Source organism: Kitasatospora sp. SC0581 (assembly GCF_048159585.1).
Taxonomy (GTDB): domain Bacteria; phylum Actinomycetota; class Actinomycetes; order Streptomycetales; family Streptomycetaceae; genus Kitasatospora.
In genome coordinates this window covers 1-24,035 of the sequence record NZ_JBLRWA010000036.1, presented here as the reverse complement: position 1 = coordinate 24,035, position 24,035 = coordinate 1, and the positions used below count along the sequence as shown (strand labels likewise).

Sequence of the window (24,035 nt, the reverse complement as noted above, 5' to 3'; positions counted from 1 at the left end):
GGCGGGTGGGGCGCCCCGACAGCGCCCCACCCGCCCCCGTCCCAGGGCTCACGCCCCGGAGCCGGCTCACGGTCAGTCGATGTCGCTGCCCGGGCCGATGATCTTGATCCGGTCCCGCGCCGGGGCCTGGAGCGGCGAGGCCGCCGTGCTGTGGGCGCTCAGGTAGGCCACGAAGACGTCCAGGTCCGAGGCGCCGACCAGCTTGTCGGTGCCGGCCGCGAAGGCCGGGAAGCCGTCGCCGCCGCCGGCCAGGAACTCGTTGGCCGCGACCCGGTAAGTGGCCGCCGGGTCGACCGGCGCGCCGTTCAGCCGCACCGAGTCCACGACCACCCGGTCCGCACCGGTCTTGCGCATGTCCAGGGTGTAGTGCAGGTTCGAGGACACCTGGAGGACCTTCGGCGCGGCCGCGTTGGAACCGCTCACCTGCTGCTGGAGCAGCTGGATCAGCTGGGCCCCGGTCAGCGTCTTGACCTGCATCATGTTGGTGAACGGCTGGACGGTGAACGCCTCGCCGTAGGTCACCACGCCGTCGCCCTCGCCGCCGGAGGCCTTGTAGACCAGGTCGGAGCGGATGCCGCCGGGGTTCATGAAGGCGACCTGGGCGCCGCCCTTGTCGGCCGGGGCCAGCCCGGCGAGCTGCGAGTCGGCGATCACGTCACCGAGCGGCTTCTCCAGGTCGCTGCTGCCGCGGCCGTTGATGTCCGAGGCGACGTAGCCGACCGGACGGTTGGCGATCGGGGCGGCCAGCTTGGAGTAGTGGTCGACCAGCGCCGTCATGTCCGACGCCTTCTCGACCGTGCGGCGCACCACGTGGTTCTCGGCCTTGACCGAGGGGCGCACGATCTCGCCGGTGGTCTTGTCCAGCTTCATGTCGATCTCGGTGAAGAGCCGGCCGAAGGAGGCGGCACTGGTCACCGAGCGCGGGACGCCATTGGGGTCGGGGATGCTGCAGGCGTACGCGTTGTGGGTGTGGCCGGTGACGATGGCGCCGACCGCCGGGTCGATCTTCTTGGCGATGTCGACGATCGGGCCGGAGATGCCCTGACCGGCCGCGCCGCAGTCGTAGTTGTAGACGCTGCTGGCCGGGTAGCCGCCCTCGTGGATCAGCGCGACGATCGAGTTGACGCCCTTGGCCTTGAGCTCGGCGGCGTACTTGTTGATCGTGGTGACCTCGTTGGCGAACTTCAGGCCCTTGACGCCCTCGGCGGTCACGATGTTCGGCGTGCCCTCCAGGGTGACGCCGATGAAGCCGACCTTCACGCCCTGGGACTTGGTCACCCAGTAGGGCGCCAGCAGCGGCTTGCCGGTCTTCTCGTCGGTGACGTTGGCCGACAGGTAGTTGAAGTTGGCGCCCTTGAAGGTGCGGCCGGGCTCGTAGCAGCCGTCGGTCGGGTGGCAGCCGCCGTCCTGCATGCGACGCAGCTCCTGCGCGCCCTCGTCGAACTCGTGGTTGCCCACGGAGGTGACGTCCAGGCCGAGCTTGTCCATCGCCTCGATGGTCGGCTCGTCATGGAAGAGCGCCGAGGTCAGCGGGCTGGCGCCGATGATGTCGCCGGCCGCGACGGTGATCGAGTCGTCGGCCGGGATGCGCGCCTTGCGCAGCTCGGTGGCCAGGTACTCGATGCCGCCGGCCGGGGTGGCGACCTCCTTGCCGGTGGCCGGGTCGATCTCCTTGATCGTGCCGGACGAACCGGCCGGAGGCTCCAGGTTGCCGTGGAAGTCGTTGATCGCCAGCAGCTGGAGGTTGACGGTCTTGTGGCGCTTGGCGTCGGCGGCCTGGGCGGCCGTCGGCACGACGACCGTGCCGAGCAGACCAGCGGCGGCGACGACGGCGAGCGCCGTCCGTCGGGATCTGACGGTGAGCATGAAGGGTTCCCCTGCACCTTGGAGGGAGCACCGGCTGCGGACAGCGGCGGCGTTCGGGCGTGTGACATGTGTTGCGACTGCGAAGCCTAGGGTCAACGCGCGTAGCTGTCAGGACGTGGAACGTAACGAGAGGATTACCTACGGACGAACCGTCACCGTCCGCCGGGTGCGGAGCCTGCGGAGAAGGCCCCTCAGACCCCCGGCTCGGCCGCCAACTTCTGGTCCGCGCGCACCCGTTCGGCCACCGCGTCCTCGGTCATCGCGCGGTCGGTGTAGACCAGCGGGCGCTCCGCCTCGGTGATGATGTGTTTGACCACCTGGACGTTGCTGTTGACGTCCCAGACCGCGATGCCCGGCGACAGGGTCGGGATGATCTCCACCGCCCAGCGCGGCAGGCCCAGCACCCGGCCGGTGGCCCGCGCCTCCTCGGCCTTCTGCATGTAGATCGTCCGGGTCGAGGCCATCTTCAGGATCGCCGAGGCCTCCTTGGCCGCCGCGCCGTCCACCACGTCGGACAGGTGGTGGACCACCGCGACGAAGGACAGGCCGAGCCGGCGGCCGAACTTCAGCAGCCGCTGGAACAGCTGGGCCACGAACGGGCTGTTGATGATGTGCCAGGCCTCCTCGACCAGGAAGATGCGCTTCTTCCGGTCCGGCCGGATCCAGGTGTGCTCCAGCCACACCCCGACGATCGCCATCAGGATCGGCATCGCGATCGAGTTGCGGTCGATGTGCGAGAGGTCGAAGACGATCAGCGGCGCGTCCAGGTCGATGCCGTCGGTCGTCGACCCGTCGAACATGCCCCGCAGGTCGCCGTCGACCAGCCGGTCCAGCACCAGCGCCACGTCCAGGCCCCAGGACTGCACCTCGCCCACCGCCACACCCAGCGACTCCACCGAGGACAGTTCGGGGTTGCGCAGGGTGTCGATGATGTCGTCCAGCACCGGCTGGCGGTCCCTCACCGAGGCCACCACGTGGGCGTGCGCGGCCTTCAGCGCGAAGCCGGCCCGCTCCTCCAGCCCGCGCCCCATCGCCACCTCGACGATCGTGCGCAGCAGCGACAGCTGGCCGTTCTGGGTGATCGCCGGGTCCAGCGGGTTGAGCTTCACCCCGCCGTCCCGGGCCGCCATCGGGTCCAGCCGGACCGGCTTTATGCCCAGCGCGTTGGCGATCAGGTTCCACTCGCCCACGCCGTCCTCGCCCTGCGCGTCCAGCACCACGACCTGGCGGTCGCGGAACCTCAGCTGCCGCAGCACGTACGTCTTCTCCAGCGCCGACTTGCCGTTGCCGGACTCGCCGAGCACCAGCCAGTGCGGCGCGGGCAGCTGCTGCCCGTACAGCTGGAACGGGTCGTAGACGTACCCCTTGCCGCTGTACACCTCGCGCCCGATGATCACCCCGGAGTCGCCCAGCCCCGGCGCGGCGGTCGGCAGATAGACGGCCTGCGCCTGGCCGGTGGAGGTGCGCACCGGCAGACGGGTGGTCTCCACCTTGCCGAACATCAGGCTGGTGAACGCCTCGGAGAGGTTGCCGAGCGCCATGGGCGGGCTCCTGACGGGTCAGCGGTGGACGGACGTACGGGTGTGCGGGTGCACGGGTGCGCGAGTGCGTCCGCTCAGCGGCGGATGCCGGTGGCGAACGGGAGGGTGTTGACGAAGGCCCGGTGGTGCTCGCGGTCGCACCACTCCAGCTTGAGGTAGCTCTTGCCGGCCGAGGCCCGGATGGTCCGCTTGTCGCGGGCCAGCGCGTCGGGGTTGCGCGAGGAGACCGTGATGTAGCCGACCAGGTTCACCCCGGCCGCGCCGGAGGCCAGGTCGTCGCCGCGCTGGTCCACCCGGCCGGTGTGGGCCAGGTCGCGCGGGTCGACCGTGCGGTTCATCTTGGCCGCGCGGCTCGCCTCGGCCTCGTCGTTGGTCTTCTCGGTCAGCATCCGCTCGATCGCGACGTCGGTGGGCTCCAGGTCCATCGTCACCGCGACCGTCCGGATCACGTCCGGGGTGTGCACCAGCAGCGGCGCCAGGAAGTTGACGCCCACCGGGGTGAGCGGCCACTCCTTGATCCACGCGGTCGCGTGGCACCACGGCTCCCGGGTCGCCGACTCCCGGGTCTTCGCCTGCAGGTACTGCGGGTCGGTCGCGTCCAGCTCGGCCGGCCAGGCGTTGCGCCGGGACATCGCCTGGATGTGGTCGATCGGGTGGTCCGGGTCGTACATCGAGTGCAGCAGCGAGGAGAGCCGGGCCTGGCCCAGCGGCTGGCGCACCCGGATGTCCGCCTCGGCCAGCCGGGCGCAGATGTCGGTCAGCTCGCGCGCCATGACGGCCGCCAGCCCCTCGTCGTCCCGCGCCCGCCGCCCGGTGGCCGTCCGGCCCATCGCGTGCGCCTCGGCGGCCAGGTCACGGGTGTAGTGCATGCAGGCCACCAGGTACGCCCGGTGCTGCTCCGAGGAGGTCGACACCATCGACTGGAGCTGGTCGTACGAGTCCTGCAGCCAGCGCGGCGAGGACGGGTCCCCGCGCCGCTCGACGTCCTTGGCGTGCGCGTCCGGGTCGGCCGGCAGGGTCCGGGCCAGGATCTGCAGCCGGGTCACGAAGCCGTCCCCGTTGGCGACGTGCTTCAGCAGCGTCCCGAAGCGGTCGACCAGGGCCTCCTGGTCCTCCGAGTCCCGCAGGCCCACGCCCGGGCCCTCGATCTCGATCGCGGCCGTCACCGTGCGCCGCTCCAGGTGCATCAGCACCCCGACCTCGTCCGGCCCGAACGGCGCCGTCAGCCAGCGCAGCCGCCCCACCCCCGGCGGCGGGCCGACCTCCACCTCCCGGCCGTCCAGCCGGGTACCCGCGTCCATCACGTCCGAACGCCACACCGCCCGCCCGCTGCGGACCGTCCGGCGGTAGGTGCGGTTGATCTCCACCCACTTGTAGAACGTCCGCCTGCGGTACGGCACGTACACCGCCGCGATGGCGAGCGCCGGCAGACCGACCAGACCGCCGATCCGCAGCGGCAGGACCGGCATCAGCAGGCCCCAGAGCATGCCGAGGAAGGCCCCGAAGATGATCAGCACGATCTCGCCGGACTCCCGGTTCCGGCCGATCGGCGCGTTCGGGCGGGCCTTGCCGATCAGGTAGGTGCGGCGCTGGTGGACGTACGGCTGGGCGTACTGGGCACCGTACTGGCCGAGCGGTTCACTGCTCACTTACCCGTCACCCTCCCTTCGCTGGATTGCTGTCGCGGATCGGAACCGGGCCCTGCTTCGGCCCGCCCTGCGGCGGCGGGGACGGCGTCCGCCCGGCGTGCGCGGCGATGCCCGGCGCGACCGAACCGCCGCCGGCACCCCCGCCGCCACCCGTACCGGCCGCCTGACCGCGGTCGCCGTGGGTGCTGATGCCCTGCTTCATCAGGTTCGCGGTGCCGTTGATCATCGCCGAACCGGCCTGCACGGCATTGGCCCGGGCCCCGCGCATGTTCAGCATCTCGTCGCCGAAGCCCGGCACGAAGCGGTAGACCGAGGCGCTCGCGAAGATCGACAGGAACAGGATCGCCAGCCCGGACAGCACCCGGGCGAAGTCGTCGTCCGCCCCGGAGCCGGTCGCCACCGCGCCCGCCAGACCCAGGATGACCACGATGATCGGCTTCGCCAGGTCCACCGCCAGCATCACCCCCGCCCAGCGCCGCACGTGCTTCCACAGCTGCCGGTCCACCAGCCCCGCGTACACCGCCGTACCCAGCAGCGCGCCGACGTACAGCATCGCCGCCCGGATCAGCAGCTCCACCCAGAGCACCGCCGCCGCCAGCACCGCGACCAGCGACACGATCACGAGTATCAGCGGGCCGCCGCCCACGTCGCCCTTCTCCAGCGTGTCGGCGAAGCCCCCCAGGTACGACCCGGTGTCCGTCTTCGTCCCGACCGCGATCGCCTTGGTCAGCCCGTCCGTCACGCTCACCACGGTGTACAGGATCAACGGCGTGAACGCGGACGCCACCACCGTCAGCCACAGGAAGCCGATCGCCTCCGAGAACGCCGTCGCCAACGGCGCCCCCCGCACCGCCCGCTTCGCCACCGCCAGCAGCCACAGCACCAGCGTGATCACCGTCGACACGGCGAACACCACGGCGTACTGCTGCAGGAACGACGCATTGGTGAAGTCCACCTGCGTCGTCCCGTCGATCGCCCCCGACAACTTCCGCACCACCCACGCGGCGGCCTGCGCACAGCTCTTGGCCAACGACCCGAGCGGATCGGTCACGGCCCCGACGGCGCCGCCCCCGGGGAGGGAGCCCCCGCCGGGCTTGTCGGCGCAGAGAATGTCGCTGCCCGAGATCGGCAGGTCAGGGCAGTTGGATTTGGCGGTGCCGCTCGGATTCGGCGTCGGCGACGGCTCCGCGAACACCCGCTGGGCGGCCGCCAGCGCCGCCACCTGCAAGGTGGCCAGCACACCGGCGAGGGTGCCCACGCGGCGCCGTGCGCCGGAACGGCGTGAGGTCTGGTCAACGCGCAAAGCGGAACCCCCCGAACTGCTGGACGGCGCCGGTGATCTCATCGGCGGTGGCGGCCTGCTGGTCTGCGGGCAGCGGCGCGGGGCCCTGCCTGCTGGTGTAGTCGGTGAGCTTCCAGTCGCTGCCCGTCCAGTGCAGCGAGAGCGTGAGGGTGAACCAGTTGGTGGTCACCGGCTGGACGGAGTGCTCGCCGGCGAGGCCGGTGAGGCCGGTGCACCACACCTCGACCTTGGCGTCGCCGTCGCTGTAGCCCGTCGACTTGGTGCCGACCGGTACCGTGCGGCTGACGAAGGTGAGGCCCTTGGGCGCGTGGCCCTGGGCGTCGAGGCCGTAGCGGGTGGCGGTGTCGCCGCCGAAGCCCTGGTCCAGCCGGCCCTGGAGCCCCGCCAGGGCGCCCAGGTCGGCGATGGTGGCGATGATGCCGTGCCGGCTGTCGGTGCGGAACATGTCCGCGGAGCCGATCGCCACCGCGTAGTTGGTGGCGGCCGACTGGGCGCCGGGTTCGGTGTGCGGGTAGCCGGTGGGGATGCCGTTGACGGTGGTGCCGACGGGCTGGTCGCCGCTGGGGGCGGGGCCGGCGCCGGAGCCGGAGCCGGCGCGGTCGGCGGAGGCGCCGCCGCCTCCGGTGCCGCTTCCGCTGCCGGGTGTGACCCGGTTGGCGATGGCGATGGCCACGACGAGCAGGGTGACGACCACGAGGACGGCCAGCAGGGCGCGCAGCGGGCGGGACTGACGGTGGTTCTGCTGGGGGGAGGACTGTTCGCCGACCGGCAGGCGCGTACGGGTGCGCGGCTGGTCGTCGGACAACGGCACGGCGGCCCTCCTGGTGCGGGGAGCCGGGGCGGCTCCGGGGGCCCTCCGCCCGGGGGCGGGCGCGAGCGGAGGGTGGGAACGGGGGTGGGGTCCTGGCGGGCCGGCCGTCGGAGGGGGTCCGGACGGGGACCCGGTCTCAGGCAGGTCGGACTACTGCTGTCCGATCGTCAGATCGCCATGCCGTAGACAATGGTGAACAGAGTGCCGAGTGATCCGATGATGAACACGCCGGTCAGTCCGGCGACGATCAGCCCCTTGCCCTGTTCGGCGCCGAAGCTGTCGCGCATCGCGGTCGCCCCGATCCGCTGCTTGGCCGCGCCCCAGACCGCGATGCCGAGGCAGAGGAGGATGGCGACGGCCATGATGACCTCGACCATCACCCGTGCCTCCGACCCGAGGGTCGCGAACGGCCCCCAGTCCGGGGCGATTCCGCCGATGATGGTGTCGATGTTCGGCTTCTTGGGGGGGTCCTCGGCCAGGTGGCTGACCGCATTGGTGTGCACGCTGCTCAGGTTCATTTCCATCTCACCGCCCGATCAGGCAAATTCAAGGGCCCGGACCCGGCCCGCGCGAAGGGTCGGTACCTATTCTTGGCCAGATCTGATGTCGACTTGGCTACTTCTCGCGGATTGGTCGTGAGGCATCGGACACGTACGCGAGGATGTACACCGTACGAAGGATAGCGCTCACTGTTCGTATCTCTGATGATTGCGGTGAGCAACGCCTTCCGGGACACTTCGACTGACGACTCGTCGGGATGGTGCTGATGGTACTCCGGAAGGCCGGTACGGCCGCCGTCGCTGCGGGAGTTGTTGGTTTCGGGTTCATCGGGCTGGTGACGATAGGGACTTATGCGGCGAGTGGGACGCCGCAGCAGGCGGCGAATCGTTCCGCCCTGTCCCCCGGAACGGTCCCCGCGGCCTACCAGGAACCGATCCAGCGGTGGGGTGCGCTCTGCGCGGAGATCTCCCCGCCGATGCTCGCGGCGCAGCTGTACCAGGAGAGCGGTTTCGACCCCAAGGCGCGCTCCGGGGTCGGGGCGCAGGGCATGGCGCAGTTCATGCCGGGCACCTGGAGCTCGTACGCCACCGACGGCAACGGGGACGGCAGGGCGGACGTCTGGGACCCGCTGGACGCGATCGCCTCGGCCGCGACCTACGACTGCGCGATCGCCAAGCAGGTCGCGAAGGTCCCGGGCGACCCGCAGGCCAACCTGCTGGCCGCCTACAACGCCGGCGAGGGCGCGGTGCTCAAGTACAACGGGATCCCGCCGTACCGGGAGACCCAGGGCTACGTGCGGAACATCCAGGCGATGGCCCGCAGTTTCACCGCTCCGGTCTCGCCGACCGCGCCGCTGGAGGTGTCCGCGCAGTCGTCGGCCGCGATCTACTTCGCGCAGACCAAGCTCGGCACCCCGTACCTGTGGGGCGGCGAGGGCCTGCCCTCGCAGAACGGGCGGTTCGACTGCTCGGGCCTGACCCAGGCCGCGTTCGCCAGTGTGGGCATCACCCTGCCCCGGGTGGCCAACGACCAGTGGTACGCCGGGCCGCACCCGTCGCGGGACCAGCTGCGGCCGGGCGACCTGGTGTTCTGGGCGACGGACCTGAGCGATCCGCGGAGCATCCACCACGTCGGGATCTACGTCGGCGGCGGGTACATGATCAACGCGCCGCACACCGGCGCGGTGATCCGCTACGACAAGATCGACACCCGGGAGTACATCGGCGCGACCCGGGTCACCTCGGACGGCGCCCAGGCGCTGCCGACCCGCAACAACGACGGCGTGGTGAACGCCCCGAGCCGGCCGGGCGGGACGGAGCCCACCGCCCCGGCGGGAGGCCAGGGCGGCGCACCGGGCAGTGCTCCGAGCGGTGCACCGAGCGGCACCCCGGCGGCCTCCGGCCGGCCCGCGGCCGCCGCCCCGCCCGCGCAGGCCGGGCCGAGCCCCACCGGGACGGGAGGGTAGGCCCGAGGAGGCCGGGACGGCCGGGACCTGTGTGCGCGCTGTGGACGCTGAGTCACGTTTACATAACCGCGTGTTTCCATGGAACGCTGTGTCCCGGCGATGACGTTGGGTCCGGTGGCCCCCCGTCAGCTTTCGGCGCCGGGCCGGCCCCGGCGGGAACGTACAGGTGCAGTGGACCAGAAGGAGGTGCGGCGTGTCGACGCCGCTTGCCGACACGACCAACCCCGACCTCGACCTGCTCTACGCCGTCAACGGCCTGGCCAAGCGCTCCCCGCAGTGGCTTGACCACCTGGTCTCGTGGATCGGCGAGTACGGCATCCTGATCGGCCTGGCGATGCTGGGCCTGGTGGCCTGGCTCCAGGCCAGGCGCCGTCCGGACGCGCCGGTGGCGATGGCCGGGCTGCTCTGGGTGCCGCTCTCGGTGGCGGTCGCCGAGCTGGCGAACCTGCCGATCGCCGCGATCGTGAACCGCCCGCGCCCCTTCGTCGACCATCCGGGGCTGCTGGTGCTGGTGGACGGCAAGGCCGGCACCCACTCCTTCGTCAGCGACCACTCGACCATGACGATGGGCGTCGCGGTGGCGCTGTTCCTGGTGAACCGCAGGCTGGGCTGGATCGCCGGCGGGCTGGCGCTGCTCCAGGGCTTCTGCCGGATGTTCATGGGCGTCCACTACCCGACCGACGTGATCGGCGGCTTCGCGCTGGCCGTCGCCGTGGTGCTGCTGCTGGCGCCGATCGCGATGGCGGTGCTGGTGCCGTTCTGCCACGCGCTGAGCCGGACGGCGGTCGCCCCGCTGATCCGGGCGCCCGAGCGCGGCGGCGCGGCCCGCGGCGGGGCCGGTCCGCGCGGCCGTCGGCGCGGGCGCGGGGCGGTGCGGGCCGGGGAGCAGCCGCCGGAGTCCGACCTCGCGGCCTGAGCCCGCGGGCGGACGCGGCCAAGCGGTCCAGGCGGTCAGTCCGGCTCGGCGCCGTTCCCGGCGAGGTGGTCGGCCCCCTCACGGCGGGCCAGGTCGCGCGAGCGGCGGGCCGGGGAGTACCAGCCGCAGCTGCAGGTCGCGAAGGCGAAGGAGCCGCGCTCGCTGATCACGAGGCGGTGTTCGGGCATCCTGGTGGTGCCGGGTGCGACCGGCAGCTCACTGTGCACGTGGTTCACCGTAACGCGCCGGACGCCTCCCGCGCGACGCTCCGGCGGTACCGGCCCCGTAACCCTTCGCGCCCCAACTCGTTTGCCCGGAAAGAGCTCTGCCCACCGGTGGTGTCCGGCGGGGCAGTCGGGCCCGAGGGGGTTGTCGCGAGGATGAAGATGACCGACCAGCAGCGCACCGGACGGCCGGCACGCCGGCCGGGTCCGCACCTGCGCTCGGCGGCCGGGGCCGCCCTGCTCGCCGCCGCCCTGGCCGCGGGGGCCGCCGGCTGCTCCGGAGGATCCGCCGACGGCTCCTCCGACCAGCAGTCGGCCGCGCCCGACCAGCTCGCCGCGGACCCGCTGACGGCGGTGCGCAACGCCGCCGACATCACCGGCCGCACCGGCTCCGCGCACACCGCGACGGAGCTGGTCACCGAGTCCGCCGAGAAGAAGGCCTCGTTCAGCGGCACGGGCGGCTACGACTACGTCAAGCGGATCGGCCGGCTGGAGGTCCAGGTGCCGCCGGGCGCGGCGACCACCGGGAAGATCGTCGAGGTGGTCCTGCCGGGCACCGTCTACCTCCAGAACAGCGGCGCCAAGGTCCCCGAGGGCAAGTGGGTCAAGCTGGACGTGCGTCAGCTGCCGGACGGCAACCTGGTCAGCAGCGGCGCCACCGACCCGGCCTCGGCGGCGGGGGCGCTGCGCGGGGCGCAGAAGGCGGAGGCGGTGGGCACCGAGACCGTCGACGGCGTCGCGCTGCACCACTACCGGGGCACCCTGGACCTGGCGAAGGCCGCCGACGCGACCGGCGGGCGGGGCGGGGACGGCCTGCGGACGGGCGCGCAGACCTTCACCGTCAAGGAGGTCCCGTACGACGCCTGGCTGGACGACCAGGGCCGGCTGCGCAAGGTGGTCGAGGTGTTCACCTTCGCCGGGGTGGCCGGGTCGAAGGAGCCCAAGGACCAGGTGAAGGTGACGTCGACGACCTCGTTGGCGGACTTCGGCAAGCCGGTGGAGGCGGCCGAGCCCGCGGCCTCGGACATCTACCAGATGAAGCCCACGGAGAGCCCGAAGTAGGGCGGGTCCGATGCTTCCCGGGCGGCCGGGGCGAGACGGGGTGCGGCCGGGGCGGGTGGCCGTCCGGGGAGCGACGGCCACCCGTTTCGGCGGTGCCGAGATGGCCCGTCCGTGCCATGTGGACGGGCCCCGGAGTGCCTAGGCTGGGCTCCGGGTGGCTGCCGCCCGGGCTGGCGAGGCACTGAAGGGGTGGTGCAGGTGGTGTCGTCCACGGGCGGCCGCAGCGGCGGCCACGACGACGCGGCCCTCGACGAGATCGATCTGGCCGGGGAGCTGATGATCGCCGCGACGGCCAGCTCCGGCGACCGGCTGCCGACCGAGCGGATCGACGAGGTGCTGCTGGACCGGAGCGAACCCGGGCAGGCCGACCGGGAGGCCGACGGCTAGCGGGGCCCGCGCGGCGGGCCCCGGAGCGGCGGACGGCCTGCGGCTCAGCTGCGCAGCAGGCGGCTGATCGCGGCGGTGGCCTCGGCCACCTTGGCGTCCAGTTCGGCGCCGCCCTCCTCGGCGGCCGCGGCGACGCAGTGCCGCAGGTGCTCCTCCAGCAGGGAGAGCGCGAAGGACTGCAGCGCCTTGGTGCCGGCCGAGACCTGGGTGAGCACGTCGATGCAGTAGACGTCCTCGTCCACCATGCGCTGGAGGCCGCGGATCTGGCCCTCGATCCGGCGCAGCCGCTTGAGGTGGGCGTCCTTCTGCGCGCTGTAGCCGTGCGGGCCGTGGTGCCCGGCCGGGGCGTGGCCGGCGTGCGGGTCGGTCCCCTGCGCGTGCTCCGGCTCGGTGCGCGCTTGCGTGGTGGTCATCGGCCCCGCCTTCGTCTCAGTGCCTGGTGGCTGCGTCGGCCACCAGTGTCCAACACCGGGGCCCTCCGTGGTGTTCCGACGGCCGACCCGGCACGTGCCGCGGGGCCGGGAGCGGGGGTGGCCGGCGGTTCACCCGTCTGAGCGGCGCCCCGGTCTTCCGTACGCACGACGGGGACAATCCGGGCGAGGTTCCGTCAGACTGAGGGCTCGAGTCCGCACGTGGCGGTGCGGTCCGGATCAGCCGGTGCGGCAGCCGAACGGAAGGGGAGCTTCCGGCTCCTTCCCCGGCCCCCCGTTTGCGTGATTGCGCTTGGTTGCACCTAGCATCGTTCAGTCCCTACCCCGCACATCGGAGATTTCCGTGCGTTTTAGCCTGACCCCGAAGGAGACGAGCTTCTACGACATGTTCGCCGCCGCGGCGGAGAACCTCGTCGTCGGATCGAAGCTCCTCTTGGAGCTGCTGGGATCAGACGTGTCGGCCCGTGCGGAGATCGTCGAGCGCATGCGCGCCGCCGAGCACGCCGGGGACGACACCACCCACGCCGTCTTCCACCAGCTGAACTCGTCCTTCATCACGCCCTTCGACCGCGAGGACATCTACAGCCTCGCCTCGTCGCTGGACGACATCATGGACTTCATGGAGGAGGCCGTCGACCTGGTCGTCCTCTACGACATCCAGACCCTGCCGAAGGGCATCGAGCAGCAGATCGAGGTGCTGGCGCGCGCCGCGGAGCTCACCGCCGAGGCGATGCCGAACCTGCGCAGCATGTCCAACCTCACCGAGTACTGGATCGAGGTCAACCGGCTGGAGAACCAGGCCGACCAGATCCACCGCAAGCTGCTCGCCCACCTGTTCTCCGGTCAGTACGACGCCATCGAGGTCCTCAAGCTCAAGCAGGTCGTGGACGTCCTTGAGGAGGCGGCGGACGCGTTCGAACACGTCGCCAACACGGTGGAGACCATCGCCGTCAAGGAGTCCTGACCCTCGTGGACATGGCAGCACTCATCGCCGTCGTCGGCGTTGCGTTCTTCTTCACGTACACCAACGGCTTCCACGACTCGGCGAACGCGATCGCCACCTCGGTCTCCACCCGGGCGCTCACCCCCCGGGCGGCACTGGCGATGGCCGCGGTGATGAACCTGGCCGGCGCGTTCCTCGGCAGCGGCGTGGCGCACACCGTCTCCAAGGGGATCATCGAGACCCCCACCGGCGACAAGGGCATGGTGATCCTGTTCGCCGCCCTGGTCGGGGCGATCGCCTGGAACCTGGTCACCTGGTACTTCGGCCTGCCGTCCTCCTCCTCGCACGCGCTGTTCGGCGGCATGGTGGGCGCGGCGATGGCCGGCGGCATCGACGTGATCTGGAGCGGGGTCCTCGACAAGATCGTCATCCCGATGATCGTCTCGCCGGTGGTCGGCCTGGTCGGCGGCTTCCTGGTGATGCTGGCGATCCTGTGGATCTTCCGCCGGGCCAACCCGCACAAGGCCAAGCGCAACTTCCGGGTCGCCCAGACCGCCTCGGCCGCCGCGATGGCGCTGGCGCACGGTCTCCAGGACGCCCAGAAGACCATGGGCATCGTGGTGATGGCGCTCACCATCTCCGGCCACCAGTCCGGCAACGGGATCCCGGTCTGGGTGAAGATCTCCTGCGCGACCATGCTCTCGCTGGGCACCTACGCGGGCGGCTGGCGGATCATGCGGACGCTCGGACGCAAGATCATCGAGCTGGACCCGCCGCAGGGCTTCGCCGCCGAGGCCACCGCCGCCACGGTCATGTACGTCACCTCGTTCGTCTTCAAGGCGCCGATCTCCACCACCCACGTGATCACCGCGGCGATCATGGGCGCGGGGGCCACCAAGCGGATCCGCGCGGTGCGCTGGGGCGTCGCGAAGAACATCGTGCTCGGCTGGTTCATCACGATGCCGGCGGCCGCGCTCGTCGCGGCGCTGGTGTACTGGTTCGCCCACCTGTTCTGGGGCTGACGGCCCCGCGGGACGCATGGAGCAGGACGCGCGGAGCAGGACGCACGAACGGACAGGGCCCGCCCCCACATCTCGGGGGCGGGCCCTTTTCCATGCCCCGTGGCGGCACCGCCATGCAGCACCACGGGACAGCTCGCGGTCCGTCACGCCGCTCGGCGCCGGGGCGCCGCCCGTGACGGGGCCGGTCTAGCCGAAGCGGCCGGAGATGTAGTCCTCGGTCGCCTGGACCTGCGGGTTGGAGAAGATCCGCTGGGTGTCGTCCAGCTCGACCAGCTTGCCCGGCTGGCCGACACCGGCCAGGTTGAAGAAGGCGGTGCGGTCGCTGACGCGGGCCGCCTGCTGCATGTTGTGGGTCACGATGACGATGGTGAACTGCTCCTTCAGCTCGCCGATCAGGTCCTCGATGGCGAGGGTGGAGATCGGGTCGAGCGCGGAGCAGGGCTCGTCCATCAGCAGGACCTGGGGCTCGACCGCGATGGCGCGGGCGATGCACAGGCGCTGCTGCTGACCGCCGGAGAGGCCGGCCCCCGGCTTGTTCAGCCGGTTGTGGACCTCCTTCCAGAGGTTGGCGCCCTTCAGCGAGCGCTCCACCACCTCGTCCAGCACGGCCTTCTTCTTCACGCCGGCGAGCCGGAGACCGGCGATCACGTTGTCGTAGATCGACATGGTCGGGAACGGGTTCGGGCGCTGGAAGACCATGCCGACCGAGCGGCGCACGGCGACCGGGTCGACGTTGGAGGCGTACAGGTTCTCGTCGTCCAGGAGGACCTTGCCCTCGACCCGGGCGCCGGGGATCACCTCGTGCATCCGGTTGAGGGTCCGCAGGAAGGTGGACTTGCCGCAGCCGGAGGGGCCGATGAAGGCGGTCACCGAGCGGGGCTCGATGCTCATCGAGATGTCCTCGATGGCCTTGGTGGTGCCGTAGAAGGCCGACAGTCCGCTGACGTCGATGCGCTTGGCCATGATCGTTGCTTCTCTCGTCTGTCTCGTACGTCAGTCGGTCGCTCAGTGCCCGCCCTTGGGCGAGCGCCAGCGCGCGATGCCCCGGGCGATGAGGTTGAGCCCCATCACGAAGGCGATCAGCACCAGCGCCGCGCCCCAGGCACGGGCGTAGCCGAAGTCGTTGTTGACCTGCGAGTACTGCTGCCAGATGTACATCGGCAGGGACTGCTGCGGGCCTTCGAACGGGTTGTTGTTGATGGAGTCGGCGCCGAACACCAGCATCATCACCGGGGCGGTCTCGCCCGTGATGCGGGCGACCGCGAGCATCACACCGGTGGTGATGCCGCCGATCGCGGTGGGGAGGACGATCCGCAGGATGGTCTTCCACTTCGGCACGCCGAGCGCGTACGAGGCCTCGCGCAGCTCGTTCGGGACGAGCTTGAGCATCTCCTCGGTGGACCGGACCACGACCGGCATCATCAGGATCGCCAGTGCGAGGCTGCCCGAGAAGCCGGAGTAGCTGAAGCCCAGCGCGAGGTTCCAGATCGAGAGGATGAACAGACCGGCGACGATCGACGGGATGCCCGTCATGACGTCGACGAAGAAGGTGACCGCCTTGGCGAGCGTGCCGCGGCCGTACTCGACCAGGTAGACGGCGGTCAGCAGACCGATCGGGGCGGCGATGGCGGTGGCCAGGCCGACCTGCTCCAGGGTGCCGATCAGCGCGTGGTAGATGCCGCCGCCGGGCCCGGACTGGATCACGCCCTTCATGGAGTGGCCCAGGAAGTTCCCGTCGACCACGTGGATGCCCTGCTGGACGGTGTAGACCGTCAGGGCGACCAGCGGGACGACGGCCAGGATGAAGGCGACCCAGACCACCGAGGTGGCGAACCGGTCCTTGGCCTGCCGACGGCCCTCGACCTGGGCCGAGAGGGTGTAGCTGATCAGGAGGAAGAGCAGGCCCGAGATCAGGCCCCACTGGAGGTGGCTGGCCAGCCCGCCGACCGCGCCGATCCCGCAGCCGAGGGCGATCGAGCCGGCGGCGACGGCGGCCGGGGCCCACTTGGGCAGGCGGTTGGCGGTCAGCGGACGGCCGACGGGCCGGGCGTCCTCGACGAGCGCGGTGACGGTCATGCGTTGGCCCCCGAGTACTCCTTGCGGCGGGCGATGATCAGTCGCGCGGCACCGTTCACCAGCAGGGTGATGACGAACAGGACGAGGCCGGAGGCCATCAGCGCGTTGCGGCCGTTGTCCCCGGCCTCGGCGAACTTCAGCGCGATGTTCTGCGCGAAGGTGCCGCCGCCGGCGTCGAGGATGTGCAGCGACAGGACGTTGCTGGCGGACAGCACCACCGCGACCGCGATGGTCTCGCCGAGCGCGCGGCCGAGGCCGAGCATCGAGGCCGAGATGATGCCGGGGCGGCCGAACGGCAGCACCGCGGTGCGGATCATCTCCCAGCGGGTCGCGCCGAGCGCGAGCGCCGCCTCCTCGTGCATCCGCGGCACCTGGCGGAACACCTCGCGGGAGACCGCGGTGATGATCGGCAGGACCATGATCGCCAGCAGGATGCCGACGGTGAACAGGTTGCGCGGGGTGCCGGTCCTGGTCTGGTCGAAGATGTACGTCCAGCCCAGGTACTCGTTGAGCCAGCTGGTCAGACCGTCCATGTGCGGCACGAGGAAGAGCGCGCCCCAGAGGCCGTAGACGATGCTGGGGACGGCGGCGAGCAGGTCGACCAGGTAGGCGAACGGCTGGGCGATCCGGCGCGGCGCGTAGTGCGAGATGAACAGCGCGATCCCGATGGCCACCGGGACGGCGATCGCCATCGCGATGACGGCGCTGACGATGGTGCCGAAGGCCAGGACGGCGATGCCGAAGACGGGCTTCGGGGCGTCCGGCGTCCACTCGAAGGAGGTGAGGAAGTTGCCTTCGTTGGTGCTCAGGGCCTGGACCGACCGCCAGGTCAGGAACGCCGCGATGGCGGCCATGATGACCAGCAGCAGGATGCCCGAGCCCCGGGCGAGGTTCATGAAGATCTTGTCGCCGACCCGGCTGTCGCGCGGCCGGCGTTCCCTGCCTCGCGGGGCGGCAGGGGAGGATGAAGTCATTGGTCTACTCCGGTCTGGTGGTGCCGCCCCGGAAGGGGGAACGGCACCATGGCGGCGGTGCCCCGGACGTGGTGCTGGGTGTGGTGCGTTCCGGTGGGGCGGCCCCGGCCCCCCTCGCTCACGGGGCCGCCCCACCGGGGGTCCTGTCGGGTCAGGCCAGGGTCGCGATGACGCCGTTGACCTTGTCGGTCACGGCCTTCGGCAGCGGGACGTAGCCCTTCTCGCCGACGGCCTTCTGGCCCGCGTCGCTGGCCGTGTAGGTCAGGAAGGACTTCAGGGTGTCGAGGGTCTCGGCCTTGTTGCCCTTGTCGCAGACGATCTCGTAGGTGATCAGGACCAGCGGGTAGGAGCCCTCGTCCTTGGTCGCGTAGTCGAGCTTCAGCGCGAGGTCGCTGCCGGTGCCGGCGGCCTGGGCCTTGGCGATGGTGCTGGCGGCGTTCTCGGCGGTGGCCGCGACCGGCTTGGAGGCGCCCGTGTTGATGTCGGCGCTCTTCAGGCTGTTGGTCTGGGCGTAGGCCAGCTCGACGTAGCTGATCGAGTTCTTGACCTGCTTCACCTGGGCCGAGACGCCGGCGCTGCCGTTGGCCGACTGGCCGCCCTTGGCCGCCCAGGCCTTGCCGGCCGGGTAGGTCCAGGCGCCGCCGCCGGCGGCGGCGAAGTACTTGGTCAGGTTCTCGGTGGTGCCGGCGTCGTCCGAGCGGTGGAAGGTCTGGATCTCCGCGTCCGGCAGCTTGGCGCCCGGGTTCAGGGCGGCGATCGCCGGGTCGTTCCACTTGGTGATCTGCGAGTCGAAGATCTTGGCGGAGGTCGGGCCGTCCAGGACCAGGTTGTCGACGCCGTCGACGTTGTAGACCAGCGAGATCAGACCGCCGACCATCGGCAGGTCGATGCCCTGGCCGCCGGTGCAGACCGCCTTGGAGGCGTCGACCTCGGCCGGCTTGAGGGCCGAGTCGGAGCCGGCGAACTGGATCTTGCCCTGGTTGAACTGCTGGATGCCGGCACCGGAGCCGCCACCCTGGTAGTTGATCGTGCTGCCGGAGCAGGCGGCGGCGAAGCTGGTCTTCCAGACGTCCATCGCCGCGGTCTGCGCGGTCGAACCGGCGGCGATCAGCGAACCGGCCTTGCCACAGTTGATCGCGCTGGTCGCGGCGGAGCCGTTGGAGCCACCGGACGCGGTCGTGTTGTTGTTGTTGTCCGACCCGCAGGCGGCGAGCGACAGCGAGCTGACGAGCGCCATGGCACCGATCGCGAGGGCCTTGGAGCGGCCGTTCCGCTGGAGCTTCACAGGGGTGTCCCTTTCTGTGGCATTGCCCTTGGCGTGCGCCGTACGCGTACGGCCCAGCGCGGGTTTTGCTGTGGTCCGGGGCCCGTGCGGCCCTCCGGTGGTCCCGAAGTTAGGCCGGGTAAGTGACACGACAGCCGGTCGCAAGTGAACGGCGAGTGAACCTCGAACGGATGACAGGAAACTACGTCAGGTAGTAACGGTTGCGTCACGGGGAGGGCGCGACGAGATCACTTCCACCGTTCCTTCACCGGCCCGGCCCCCGCGGCCCGCACCGGCTCCGCCCCCAGGACCGCCAGCAGGGCGTCGACCAGCAGCCGGTCCTGGTCGTGGGTGAGCCGTGCGCGCGCCTTCCCGGCCGGCAGCCAGTCCAGCCGGTCCACCTCCCGGTTGGGCCGGAAGGACCCGCTCGACGGCACCGCCGCCCAGTAGCGGACCTCCTTCGGACGGCCCTGCACCCGGTAGTGCTGGGTGGGCAGCTCCGGGCCCAGCAGGCAGTGGAACCCGGTCTCCTCCCGGACCTCGCGCAGCGCCGCCTCGGCCATCCCCTCACCGGCTTCGAGCTTGCCCTTCGGCAGGCTCCAGTCGTCGTACTTGGGCCGGTGGACCAGCGCGATCCGCGGCCGCCCCAGCCGGCCGCTCTTCTTCGGCCGGCCCGGCAGCCACAGCACCGCGCCCGCCGCCAGGATCACCGGGCCGTGCCCCGCACCGGCCGCCGCCCGGCCGGTGCGCGGGCGCTCGCCCACCTCAGACCGTCCGGGGTGCGACGGAGTGCCCCCAGGCGTCGGCCGGGACGAGCTCCAACCAGCCGTCCGGGCCGGGCGGCAGGTCCGGCCAGCGGCGGCCGACGGCGTACCGCGCCGACTCCACCTCCAGCCGCTGGTCGGCGTGCACCACGCCCAGCACGTACGCCGTCGCCGGGGTGATCCGCGGGGTGCGCGCCGCGGTGGCGGCGGTGACGGCGGCGTCCGCCGCCTCCTGCTGCCGGTCCAGCACAGCGTCCAGCCCGTCCAGCTCGGAGGACGCGCGGCCGCACACCTCCAGCACGTACCGGGCCCGCTTCACCAGGATCCGCAACCGCGCCCAGGGCGCGTCGTCGGCCGCCAGCGCGGTGTCCGCGTCCGTCGCCCCGCGGGACGCCGGCACCGCGCCCAGTCGGCGCAGCCCGTCCCCGCCGTACGGCGTCGCGGCCCGCTGCAGCGGCAGCTGCTGGGCGCCCGCGGACAGCGCGGCGAACGCGGCGGCGGCCTGCGGCAGCAGCACGGCCGGGGCCCCGCCGTCCGCCGAGTCCAGCAGCGGCGCCTCGCCGACCAGCAGGGTCATCCGGTCCGCCAGCGCGTGCAGCCGGGCGGAGCGGAGCTCCTGGAGCACGGTGGAGTGCGCCCTGGTCCGGGCCAGGGTCAGCTGCCGGTCCAGCAGCGCGCGCGCCTTGGGGGCGCCCGCGTGGCCGGCCAGCATGCCCGTCCCCTCCGGGTCGGTGCCGCTCAGCAGGTCCAGCGCGCCCAGCAGCCGGGCCGAGCGGCGGACGTAGCCGGGCTCCAGCGCCAGCAGGTTGAGCAGCCAGCGCAGCTCGGTGCGCGACTCCTGCGCCCAGGTCTGTTCGAAGACCGAGCCGAAGGTGTGCAGCAGCCCGCCGATCCGCCGGACGGCCCGCAGCAGGTCCGAGGTGCCGGCCGACGGGACGGTCGAGGCCGTCCCGGGTCTGGCACCGACCTCGCCCACCGCCAGCGGCAGCGCGCGCAGGAAGGCGCCGGCCTGGACGGTGAGGTGGCGGGAGAGGATGTCCCCGGCGGTCGCTGTGGAGGCCGCCTGGGCCGTCATCGGCGCTTCGGTCATGGCGTGGTAGATCCCCGTTCCCCCGGGGCGTTCCCCCGGAGCTGGTGGCCGACCGCCGGAACAGGTCCCCTTCGGGCCCCGAGGGGCCCGACTGCTCCGGCGGCTCGCATCAGTGGGCGCGTCAGCGCGAGGTGGCGGCCCTGCGGCGCTGGCGCGAGTCGATCAGCAGGTCCTGGACGTGTCGCAGCGGCCGGCCCTCGGCGTCCTGCGAGTGCCTGGTCCAGGCGCCGTCCGGCCCCAGGTGCCAGGACTCGGTCTCGTCCGACACCCCGAGGTCGATCAGCCCGGACAGCTCGGCGCGGTGCGCCGGATCGGTGATCCGCAGCAGCGCCTCGATCCGGCGGTCCAGGTTGCGGTGCATCATGTCGGCACTGCCGATCCAGACCTCCGGATCGCCGTTGTTGCCGAACACGAAGATCCGGGAGTGCTCCAGGAAGCGGCCCAGGACGCTGCGGACCCGGATGTTCTCGCTCAGCCCCGGGACACCCGGGCGGATCGCGCAGATCCCGCGCACCCAGACGTCCACCGGCACCCCGGCCTGGGAGGCCCGGTACAGCGCGTCGATCACGGCCTCGTCGACGATCGAGTTGACCTTGACCTTCACGTAGGCCGGGCGGCCCGCCCGGTGGTGGGCGATCTCGTTGTGGATCCGCGCGACCAGCCCGTCGCGCAGGCCGCGCGGGGCGGTCAGCAGACGGCGGTAGGACTCGCGGCGCGAGTAGCCGGAGAGCCGGTTGAACAGGTCCGAGAGGTCCGCGCCGACCTGCGGGTCGGAGGTGAGCAGGCCGAGGTCCTCGTACAGCCGGGCCGTCTTCGGGTGGTAGTTGCCGGTGCCGACGTGGGAGTAGCGGCGCAGGGTGTCGCCCTCCTGCCGGACCACCAGCGAGAGCTTGCAGTGCGTCTTCAGCCCGACCAGGCCGTACACCACGTGGCAGCCGGACTCCTCCAGCTTGCGGGCCCACTTGATGTTGGCCTGCTCGTCGAAGCGCGCCTTGATCTCGACCAGCACCAGCACCTGCTTGCCGGACTCGGCCGCGTCGATCAGCGCGTCGACGATCGGCGAGTCGCCGGAGGTGCGGTACAGGGTCTGCTTGATCGCCAGCACGTCCGGGTCGGCGGCGGCCTGCTCCAGGAAGGCCTGCACCGAGGTGGAGAAGCTGTCGTACGGGTGGTGCAGCAGGACGTCGCGCTCGCGCATCGCGGCGAAGATGTCCGGCTGGGAGGCCGACTCGACGTCGGTCAGCCCGCGGGCCGTGCCGGCCACGAACTTCGGGTACCTGAGCTCCGGGCGGTCCAGCTCGGCGATCCCGAACAGCCCGGTCAGGTCCAGCGGCCCGGGCAGCGGGAAGACCTCCGCCTCGGTGATGTTCAGCTCCCGCACCAGCAGGTCCAGGATGTACGGGTCGATCGACTCCTCGACCTCCAGCCGGACCGGCGGGCCGAAGCGCCGCCGCATCAGCTCCTTCTCCAGGGCCTTGAGGATGTTCTCGGTGTCGTCCTCCTCCACCTCCAGGTCCTCGTTGCGGGTGACGCGGAAGGCGTGGTGGGCCAGCACCTCCATCCCCGGGAAGAGCTCCTCCAGGTGGGCGCCCATGACGTCCTCCAGTGGGACGTACCGCTGGGGCGAGGCCTCCAGGAAGCGGGCCAGCGACTGCGGCACCTTGACCCGCGCGAAGTGCTTGTGCCCGGAGACCGGGTTGCGCACCACGACGGCCAGGTTCAGCGAGAGTCCCGATATGTACGGGAAGGGGTGCGCCGGGTCGACGGCCAGCGGGGTCAGCACGGGGAAGATCTTCTGCCGGAACAGCGTGTGCAGCCGGGCCTGCTCCTTCTCGGCCAGCTCCGACCAGCGGACCAGCTCGATGCCCTCGGTGGCGAGGTCCGGCAGCACCTCCTGCTGGAAGGCGGCGGCGTGGCGGGCCATCAGCTCGCGCGAGCGGGTCCAGATCAGGTCCAGCACCTCACGCGGCTGGAGGCCGGAGGCACTGCGCGTGGCGACGCCGGTGGCGATCCGGCGCTTGAGGCCGGCCACCCGGACCATGAAGAACTCGTCCAGGTTGCTCGCGAAGATCGCCAGGAACTTCGCCCGCTCCAGCAGCGGGATGCCCGGGTCCTCGGCCAGCTCCAGGACCCGCTCGTTGAAGGCGAGCCAACTGCGCTCGCGGTCCAGGAAGCGGCCCTGCGGCAGCGCTTCGAACTCCTCGTCGTCCGTGGCCGGCAGCTCCGGCGGGATCCCCAGCGCGCTGGACATCCGGGCCGGGGGCGACAGCGGGGCAGAGACGGGGCGGGGGATGCTCATGGGCTCCAGCTCCTCCAGCAGCAGGACGGCGTCCGGACGCGATGGGCTCTGCGGGCCGTCGCCCTCGCCCCGGGCCGGACCCGGGGACAGCACCCACCCTCCGGGCGCGGTCCGTACAGGACCGGCCGGTGCGTGGCGGTCGACTCTGCACGAGCGAGACACTACGGACTTCATCCTGTGATCTTCGCGGCAGCAATTGAATCCACGGTAAACACCGCATGGCCGGGAGGAAAGCTGAGTCGGTCGGGGCAAGGGGTTCAGCCGTCCCGTACCCCGTCCGTTCCCTGGTCCGTGCCCCGGTCCGGGGGTGTTCCGGAGGTGTTCCGGGGACGTTCCGGCCGACGGCGGCTACCGGCGGCTAGGCGGGGCGGGGCGCCCGGTACGGGGCCCGGTACATGAGGTCCACCTCGTGGACGGTGAACCCCAGGCGTTCGTACACCCGCACGGCCACCGGGTTGTCGGCGTCGACGTAGAGGAGGACGGCGCCCAGTCCGCGCTCGCCGGGGCCGGTGCCGGTCAGGTGGCGAAGGCCCGCCGCGGTCAGTGCCCGGCCGAGGCCGCTGCCCTGCTCCGCCGGGTCCACGCCGACCACGTACACCTCGCCCAGCTCGGGCTCGGTGGCGGTGGCCGGGTGCACCTTGGTCCAGTGGAAGCCGACCACCTTGCCGTCCCGGGTGGCGAGGAAGAAGCCGGCCGGGTCGAACCAGGGCTCGGCGATCCGCTCGGCCAGGTCCTGCTCGGTCCAGGTGCCCTGCTCGGGGTGGTGGGCGAAGGCCAGGGCGTTCAGCCGCAGCCACTCGGCGTCGTCCTCCCCCGGGCGGAAGGTGCGGAGCTCGATGCCCACGGGGACGACCACGTCCTCGGTCTGCGGGCCGGGCCGGCGCATCTGGCGCAGTTCGCGGACCAGCTCCGCGCCGTACGCCTCGGCCAGGTGCCGGGCCGCCGGGTGGCCGCCGTGCACCCAGAAGTCCACCGCCTCGCGCCCCGCGCGGTGGGCCTGTGCCAGGACGGCGTCCACCAGCGGACGGGCCAGGCCGCGACCGCGGACGGCGGGATCGACCACCAGCTCGGCGGCGGGGTTGGCGGCCGGGTTCTCCGGCACCTCCAGCTGGCCGTAGCCGAGGACGGCTCCGGTTTCGGACTCGGATCCGGCCCCGGATTCGGTCTCTACGAGATGGATGACGCCCGGGCGCGGAGTCTCCGCGTTCCGCAGCCGGAGCCGGCCCTGCTCGGACACGGCGGCCCGGCCGTCCACCGCCTGGGCCTCCGCCAGAACACGCAGGGCGCCGTCGCGCTGCGCGGGCCGGAGCACATCGTTCGCAATGACCGCTGTCTGATCGTCCATGCCCTGACGATACGTCACCGGAAATGCGAAGAACCCCCATCCGGGACCCGGATGGGGGTTCTTCTGAAGAATTGTTCGGCGGCGTCCTACTCTCCCACAGGG

The 24,035-nt window shown here is 71.7% G+C and carries 22 protein-coding genes; 6 read left to right on the top strand and 16 right to left on the bottom strand.

All coding sequences use genetic code 11. From position 1 onward, the window contains the following. Positions 1-72: 72 nt before the first annotated feature. From ACLWS4_RS33245 to ACLWS4_RS33220, 6 genes are all read right to left on the bottom strand, one after another. Entirely contained in the window at positions 73-1,866 is a 1,794-nt protein-coding gene (locus ACLWS4_RS33245; RefSeq protein WP_074006425.1) for a bifunctional metallophosphatase/5'-nucleotidase, read from the bottom strand. Between the two features lie 191 nt (positions 1,867-2,057). Further along, on the bottom strand, positions 2,058-3,407 hold the full coding sequence (locus ACLWS4_RS33240) for an ATP-binding protein (RefSeq protein ID WP_380777462.1): 1,350 nt from the start codon (positions 3,405-3,407) through the stop codon (positions 2,058-2,060). A 74-nt stretch (positions 3,408-3,481) separates the two neighbouring features. Beyond that, positions 3,482-5,056, bottom strand: a complete 1,575-nt coding sequence (locus tag ACLWS4_RS33235; protein WP_049654294.1) for an SCO6880 family protein — start codon at positions 5,054-5,056, stop codon at positions 3,482-3,484. Between the two features lie 7 nt (positions 5,057-5,063). Continuing rightward, positions 5,064-6,314, bottom strand: coding sequence for a hypothetical protein (locus ACLWS4_RS33230; RefSeq protein ID WP_416876073.1), 1,251 nt, complete (start codon positions 6,312-6,314; stop codon positions 5,064-5,066). A 34-nt stretch (positions 6,315-6,348) separates the two neighbouring features. Then, positions 6,349-7,170 (bottom strand): hypothetical protein, encoded by an 822-nt coding sequence (locus ACLWS4_RS33225; RefSeq protein WP_416876072.1) that lies wholly within the window; start codon positions 7,168-7,170, stop codon positions 6,349-6,351. A gap of 167 nt (positions 7,171-7,337) precedes the next feature. Further along, positions 7,338-7,688: a hypothetical protein gene (locus tag ACLWS4_RS33220; protein WP_049654299.1), complete on the bottom strand. Its 351-nt coding sequence runs from the start codon at positions 7,686-7,688 to the stop codon at positions 7,338-7,340. 248 nt (positions 7,689-7,936) lie between these two features. Between ACLWS4_RS33220 and ACLWS4_RS33215 the strand changes: the two genes are divergently transcribed. Further along, positions 7,937-9,136, top strand: coding sequence for an NlpC/P60 family protein (locus ACLWS4_RS33215; protein WP_416876071.1), 1,200 nt, complete (start codon positions 7,937-7,939; stop codon positions 9,134-9,136). Between the two features lie 193 nt (positions 9,137-9,329). Next, positions 9,330-10,052: a phosphatase PAP2 family protein gene (locus ACLWS4_RS33210; protein WP_074006422.1), complete on the top strand. Its 723-nt coding sequence runs from the start codon at positions 9,330-9,332 to the stop codon at positions 10,050-10,052. A 35-nt stretch (positions 10,053-10,087) separates the two neighbouring features. On the opposite strand, the gene ACLWS4_RS33205 is transcribed toward ACLWS4_RS33210, so the two are convergent. Continuing rightward, positions 10,088-10,279 carry a hypothetical protein gene (locus ACLWS4_RS33205; protein ID WP_143204767.1) on the bottom strand — a complete coding sequence of 64 codons (192 nt, stop codon included), beginning with the start codon at positions 10,277-10,279 and terminating at the stop codon, positions 10,088-10,090. A 159-nt stretch (positions 10,280-10,438) separates the two neighbouring features. Between ACLWS4_RS33205 and ACLWS4_RS33200 the strand changes: the two genes are divergently transcribed. Next, positions 10,439-11,338 carry a hypothetical protein gene (locus ACLWS4_RS33200; RefSeq protein WP_079272945.1) on the top strand — a complete coding sequence of 300 codons (900 nt, stop codon included), beginning with the start codon at positions 10,439-10,441 and terminating at the stop codon, positions 11,336-11,338. Positions 11,339-11,536: 198 nt separating this feature from the next. Then, positions 11,537-11,725 carry a hypothetical protein gene (locus ACLWS4_RS33195; protein WP_049655983.1) on the top strand — a complete coding sequence of 63 codons (189 nt, stop codon included), beginning with the start codon at positions 11,537-11,539 and terminating at the stop codon, positions 11,723-11,725. 44 nt (positions 11,726-11,769) lie between these two features. Here the strand turns inward: ACLWS4_RS33195 and ACLWS4_RS33190 are convergent, their stop codons facing one another. Further along, a complete protein-coding gene (locus ACLWS4_RS33190; RefSeq protein ID WP_049655968.1) occupies positions 11,770-12,138 on the bottom strand; it encodes a metal-sensitive transcriptional regulator in 369 nt (122 codons plus the stop codon). Between the two features lie 361 nt (positions 12,139-12,499). On the opposite strand from ACLWS4_RS33190, the gene ACLWS4_RS33185 reads away from it, so the two are divergent. Continuing rightward, entirely contained in the window at positions 12,500-13,120 is a 621-nt protein-coding gene (locus tag ACLWS4_RS33185) for a DUF47 domain-containing protein (RefSeq protein WP_030059626.1), read from the top strand. 5 nt (positions 13,121-13,125) lie between these two features. Continuing rightward, on the top strand, positions 13,126-14,121 hold the full coding sequence (locus ACLWS4_RS33180; protein WP_049655972.1) for an inorganic phosphate transporter: 996 nt from the start codon (positions 13,126-13,128) through the stop codon (positions 14,119-14,121). A 186-nt stretch (positions 14,122-14,307) separates the two neighbouring features. On the opposite strand, the gene pstB is transcribed toward ACLWS4_RS33180, so the two are convergent. From pstB to mshD, 8 genes are all read right to left on the bottom strand, one after another. Next, positions 14,308-15,084, bottom strand: coding sequence for a phosphate ABC transporter ATP-binding protein PstB (gene pstB / locus ACLWS4_RS33175; protein WP_049655974.1), 777 nt, complete (start codon positions 15,082-15,084; stop codon positions 14,308-14,310). A gap of 42 nt (positions 15,085-15,126) precedes the next feature. Next, positions 15,127-16,197, bottom strand: coding sequence for a phosphate ABC transporter permease PstA (pstA, locus tag ACLWS4_RS33170; RefSeq protein WP_049655976.1), 1,071 nt, complete (start codon positions 16,195-16,197; stop codon positions 15,127-15,129). After that, positions 16,194-17,171, bottom strand: a complete 978-nt coding sequence (gene pstC / locus ACLWS4_RS33165; RefSeq protein ID WP_049655977.1) for a phosphate ABC transporter permease subunit PstC — start codon at positions 17,169-17,171, stop codon at positions 16,194-16,196. The genes pstA and pstC overlap by 4 nt, the downstream gene beginning before the upstream one ends. A 151-nt stretch (positions 17,172-17,322) precedes the next feature. Further along, entirely contained in the window at positions 17,323-18,456 is a 1,134-nt protein-coding gene (gene pstS, locus ACLWS4_RS33160; protein WP_049655979.1) for a phosphate ABC transporter substrate-binding protein PstS, read from the bottom strand. Positions 18,457-18,683: 227 nt separating this feature from the next. Then, positions 18,684-19,199: an NUDIX hydrolase gene (locus tag ACLWS4_RS33155; protein ID WP_049655980.1), complete on the bottom strand. Its 516-nt coding sequence runs from the start codon at positions 19,197-19,199 to the stop codon at positions 18,684-18,686. A 1-nt stretch (position 19,200) separates the two neighbouring features. After that, on the bottom strand, positions 19,201-20,289 hold the full coding sequence (locus ACLWS4_RS33150) for a CHAD domain-containing protein (RefSeq protein WP_416876070.1): 1,089 nt from the start codon (positions 20,287-20,289) through the stop codon (positions 19,201-19,203). A 121-nt stretch (positions 20,290-20,410) separates the two neighbouring features. Beyond that, the gene (locus ACLWS4_RS33145; protein WP_375876679.1) at positions 20,411-22,588 is read right to left on the bottom strand and encodes an RNA degradosome polyphosphate kinase; all 2,178 of its coding nucleotides are present in this window, start codon (positions 22,586-22,588) and stop codon (positions 20,411-20,413) included. A gap of 358 nt (positions 22,589-22,946) precedes the next feature. Next, entirely contained in the window at positions 22,947-23,933 is a 987-nt protein-coding gene (mshD, locus tag ACLWS4_RS33140; protein WP_416876069.1) for a mycothiol synthase, read from the bottom strand. Positions 23,934-24,035 lie beyond the last annotated feature (102 nt).